The 4,445-nt window shown below is 73.5% G+C and carries 3 protein-coding genes; all 3 read right to left on the bottom strand.

What is annotated here, in order from left to right; all coding sequences use genetic code 11:
• Positions 1–105: 105 nt before the first annotated feature.
• On the bottom strand, positions 106–930 hold the full coding sequence (locus HCN56_RS23945) for a transglycosylase SLT domain-containing protein (protein WP_167974494.1): 825 nt from the start codon (positions 928–930) through the stop codon (positions 106–108).
• A 299-nt stretch (positions 931–1,229) separates the two neighbouring features.
• Positions 1,230–3,149, bottom strand: coding sequence for a Stk1 family PASTA domain-containing Ser/Thr kinase (gene pknB / locus HCN56_RS23940; RefSeq protein ID WP_167974492.1), 1,920 nt, complete (start codon positions 3,147–3,149; stop codon positions 1,230–1,232).
• Between the two features lie 124 nt (positions 3,150–3,273).
• Positions 3,274–4,445, bottom strand: a 1,172-nt coding sequence (locus HCN56_RS23935; protein WP_167974490.1) for a septum formation family protein, incomplete at its 5' end; no start/stop codon positions are given.

Here is a 4,445-nt window from a genome sequence, read left to right as displayed (position 1 = left end):
GGCCCGGACGCGCCCGGGCCCGGACGCGCCCCGGCCCGGGCGCGCCACTGGGGCGCCCCGGGCCGGGGTGGGGCAGGACGGGTCTTCCCGCGACGGGGACCTGACTCAGTAGGGGCCGTCGACGTTGTCGATGGAGCCGTAGCGGTCCCAGGCGTAGTTCGCGGCGGCGACCAGGTTGGCGACCGGGTGCCAGACGTCGTCGGGGGTGCCCTCGACGTGGTAGGCGTCGAAGGTCGGCTGGATCACCTGGAGCAGACCCATGGACGGGGTGCCGTTGATCCAGTTGATGTCCCAGTCGTTGATGGCCTGGGGGTTGCCGCTGGACTCCCGCATGATGTTGCGGTGCAGCCCGTCGTAGGAGCCGGGGATGCCGTTGGCCGACATGATGTCCAGCGCCTCGGCTATCCAGCCCTCCAGGTTGTCGTCGTAGGTCGGCGCGGGCTCCGGCTCGGCAGCGGGCTGCGCGGGCTCCGCGGCGGCCACGACGGGGGCCTCGCGCTCGGTGGAGCGGCTCGCGGCCTGCTCGGCCGCGTCGCGCTCCGCGGCGGCCTTCTCGTCGGCGGCCAGCTGCGCGGCGGCCTGCTCCGCCTCCGAGGCGTGCTCGGCCTCGGCCCGGCGGACCTCCGCCAGGGCCTGCTGCGACTCCTCGGCCGCCTGCTGCTGGGCCGCCTGGCGGGCGGCATGGTCGCGGAGGGACTCCTCCGCGAGGGCACGGACGTCGTCCGAGCCGTCCTGGTCCGCCGGGACGGCGGCGTTGGCCAGGTCCCAGGCCGCGGTCTCCGTCGAGAGGGACTGGGCGGGACGCTCGTCCGCGGCGGCGGGACCGGGGACGACGGTGAAGGCGAGGATGGCGGCGCCGGAGAGTGCAAGGGAGGCGGTCGCGGTTTTCTGCGTCACCTGCAGGCGGCGGGAAAGCTGACGAGCGGGCATTGCGTAAACCTCGATCGATTCATCGCGGGAACGGGGCGAGGTTCTTGGTAACAGCCGGAAAAAACCTGTGGCAAAGGTGTGACGTGCTACGCCGGATAGTGAAAGACCCCGCCGCCGGAAGCCCATGGGACTTTCGGCGGCGGGGTGGGGCGTTGCGGGGTTTGGCGTGAAGTGGAAAAGACTTCTTACTAAGACGGTTCGTATGTGACGCACCCCCTATGGTGCAGGTCACAGAATTCCGGAGTTTGATCACCCGCCGCACGCGGGGAGGGGTACGCCCCGCGTGCGGTCCTCGGGAGCTATCGGACGTACAGGGTGATCGTGGACCCGCGGGGGGCGCGGTCGCCGCTGTGGACGGACTGGTTGAAGACGGTTCCGGTGAGGAAGAAGCGCTGCACCTCGACCTCGAACCCCTCCTCCTCCAGGATCTCCACGGCCTCGTCCTCGGAGCGGCCCCGGACGTCGGGCACCACGACCATCTCCGGTCCCTTGGAGATGGTGAGGGTGACGGTGTCGCCCTCACCCGCGACCTCCTCGGCCTCGGGCGACTGCGCGGCGACCTCGCCCTCCGGGTGCTCCGAGTGCACGCGCTCGCTCTCCACCTCGACCTCGAACCCGGCCTCGGTCAGCTGCTGCATGGCGCCGCCCTCCGGCTCGCCGACGACGTCCGGCACGGGAAGCTCCGGGCCCCGGCTGACGACCAGCTCGACGGCGGCGTCGGGGCGCCGCTCCTCACCCGCTGCCGGGGAGGTGGAGACCACCGCACCCAGCGGCACCTCCTCGTCGAAGGCGCGCTCGACACGGCCCGGGGTGAGCCCCGCCTCGGAGATCAGCTCCCGCGCCCGCTCCAGCTCCTCGCCCTCCACCTCGGGGACGGTCGCCAGCTCCGGGCCGACCGACACCTCGATCGTCACCACCGCGTTGCGGCGCACCCGATCGCCCCGCTCGGGATCGGTGGAGATGACATGGCCGGCCTCGACGGTGGCGGAGAACCCCTCCGTCACCTCCACCCGCAGCCCGGCGTCGCGCAGCGTCTCCTCGGCCTCGGCCTGCGGCAGGTCGTAGACCCCGGGCGTGGCGAGGAACTGGCCGGAATTCACGTACCAGAGACCGCCGCCCAGGCCCAGGACCAGCAGCACCCCGGCGATCACCGCGACCACGGTGCGGCGCGGCCCGCCGTCGAGCAGCGTCCGCCACCCTCGCCCGGCCGGCGACCCCGGCGGGCCGGACTCCTTGACCTCGATGACCGCGGTCCGGTCGCCGCCGGCGACCGGGGCCGTCGCGGCGCCGCCGGGCCGGGCGAAGACGCGGGTGGCGTCCTCGCCCCCGCTCTGCGGGTGCGCCCCTTCCGGGACCGCGTCCAGCTGGGCGTCGGTCAGCCCGGCACGCGCCGACCGCAGCTGCGAGAGCAGCGCGGCCGCGTCCGCCGGCCGGCGTCCCACCCGGCGGGCGGTCGCCTGGGCGACCAGCTGGTCCAGCTCGGGCGGGATGCCCGGCTCCAGCCGGGAGGGCGGCGGCACGTTGCGGTTGACGTGGGCCATCAGCACCTGCGCGGGGGTGTCACCGGTGTGCGGCTTCACGCCCGTGAGCAGCTCGAACAGCAGGATGCCGCAGGCGTAGACGTCCGCCGCCGGCCCCACGTTGCCGCCCTCGATCTGCTCCGGCGCCAGGTAGGAGACGGTGCCCAGCAGGGACTCGGTCCGCGAGGTGGTGTCGGTGTCCACCCCCCGGACCAGGCCGAAGTCGGCGACCTTCACCCGGCCGTCGTCCCCGATGAGGACGTTCTCCGGCTTGATGTCGCGGTGGACCATACCGGCGCGGTGGGCGGCGCCCAGGCCGGCGAGGACGGGCTCCATGATGTCCAGCACCGCCCGGGGCTGGAGCGCCCCGGACTCCCGCAGCACGTCGCGCAGCGTGCAGCCCGCGACGTACTCCATGGCGAGGTAGACGTACTCCCCGTCGGAGCTCTGGTCGGTGACGCTGACCACGTTGGGGTGGTTCAGGCGGGCCACCGACTTCGCCTCGCGGATGAACCGCTCCACGAAGGCGTGGTCGGTGGAGAGCGACGGGTGCATCACCTTCAGCGCCAGGGTCCGGTCCAGCCGGGTGTCCAGCGCGCGGTAGACCGTCGCCATGCCTCCGACGGCGATCCGCGCGTCCACGCGGTACCGCCCGTCCACGACATGGCCGATCAGCGGGTCCTGAAGGGTAGCGTCCACACCGAGAGAGTTTACGAGGGGTGACGGACACCCCGGGCCGCCCAGGGCGCCCACCGGCCGGAACCGGTGCGGAACGGTGACGTTCCGCCTCCCCCGGGGGCGGCCGGGGGAGGCGGAACGGCCGTCACCAGGTGGGCAGGCCGATCAACTCCCGGAATTCGGCCTCCAACGCGAGTGCCTCCTCCCAGGCTGCCGAGTCCTCCATCCGCTCCTCCAGCGTCGTCTCGTCCGGGGCTGCGGCGACCTCGCGCCAGCGAGCTGCCTCGGCGTCGCGCGCGTCGGCCAGCTGCAACGCTCCTGCCTGCGCGCCGGGGCTGTCCCACACGGTGCCCCGGAGCTGGACCGCCTGGTCCTCGGCCTCGTCCGCGATCCGGTCCGCCCAGTCGCGGACCCGGGCCGGGCTCTCGTTGTAGGGGTAGGACAGCACGGCGGTCTCCATGCCTTGGGTCAAGCGGAGGTAGCGCCGCTGGGTCTGGTTGTAGGAAGCCGGGTCGCCTCGCAGCCCCGAGGTCAGTGAGTCGTCGGCCTCCGGGCTCTCCAGGAAGCAGACGACGCCCCGGTGGCCGCTCTTCTCCCAGCTCTCCTGCAGCGGCAGGTAGCCGTTGACCGCGAGGTCCCCCTCCGGGGACGCCAGCTTCCACACATCCAGCACGTAGGGCGCGATCATCGCGTCGCACGCCTGGAAGGCGAGGTCGTTCAGCTTCTCCTGCCCCGGCCACTCCGCGCCGGGCGTGAGCAGGTCCACATACCCGATCGCCTCCGCGGGATGGGGCGTGTCGCAGGCGACCAGCTCCGCCATTTCGACTACCTCCACCTCCTCGTCGTCGGACTCGCCCGCCGCATCCTCGTACGGCCGGAAGCAGTCCCCGGGTGCGAGCATCACCGACATCACCGGACCGGTGGCCGTCGGGAGGTCCGGGTCGGGCTCGTCGTGCCAGTCCTGCCACTCCGGGTCGTCCTTGGACGGCGCCTTCCCGTCGTCGGGTGCGTCGTCGGCGGGCTCGACCTCGGTGGTCTGCTCGGCGGCGACCACGGTCTCCTCGCCGCTGTCCCAGGAGAGTGCCACCGGCACCGCGACCGCGGCCACGCCGAGCTGGGCCACCGCGATGGTCGCCGCGGCCACCGCCAGCGACCGACCGCGGGCCGGGCGCCGGCGGTGGCGGCGCAGCGCGAGCGCCGACAGGCCGAGCGCGACGGGGGAGAGCAGCATGCCGGCGGCGCCGATCGCCGCGATCGACAGCGGCTCGCGCGGCAGCTGCTCGCCCGGCTGCGGCGGCGCGCCGAACGCGGCGGGGA

The sequence above is a fragment of the Streptomyces lonarensis genome (genome assembly GCF_012033735.1).
Lineage (GTDB): Bacteria > Actinomycetota > Actinomycetes > Streptomycetales > Streptomycetaceae > Streptomyces > Streptomyces lonarensis.
The sequence above is the reverse complement of the archived record's forward strand: the minus strand, read 5'-3'. Positions and strand labels throughout refer to the sequence as shown.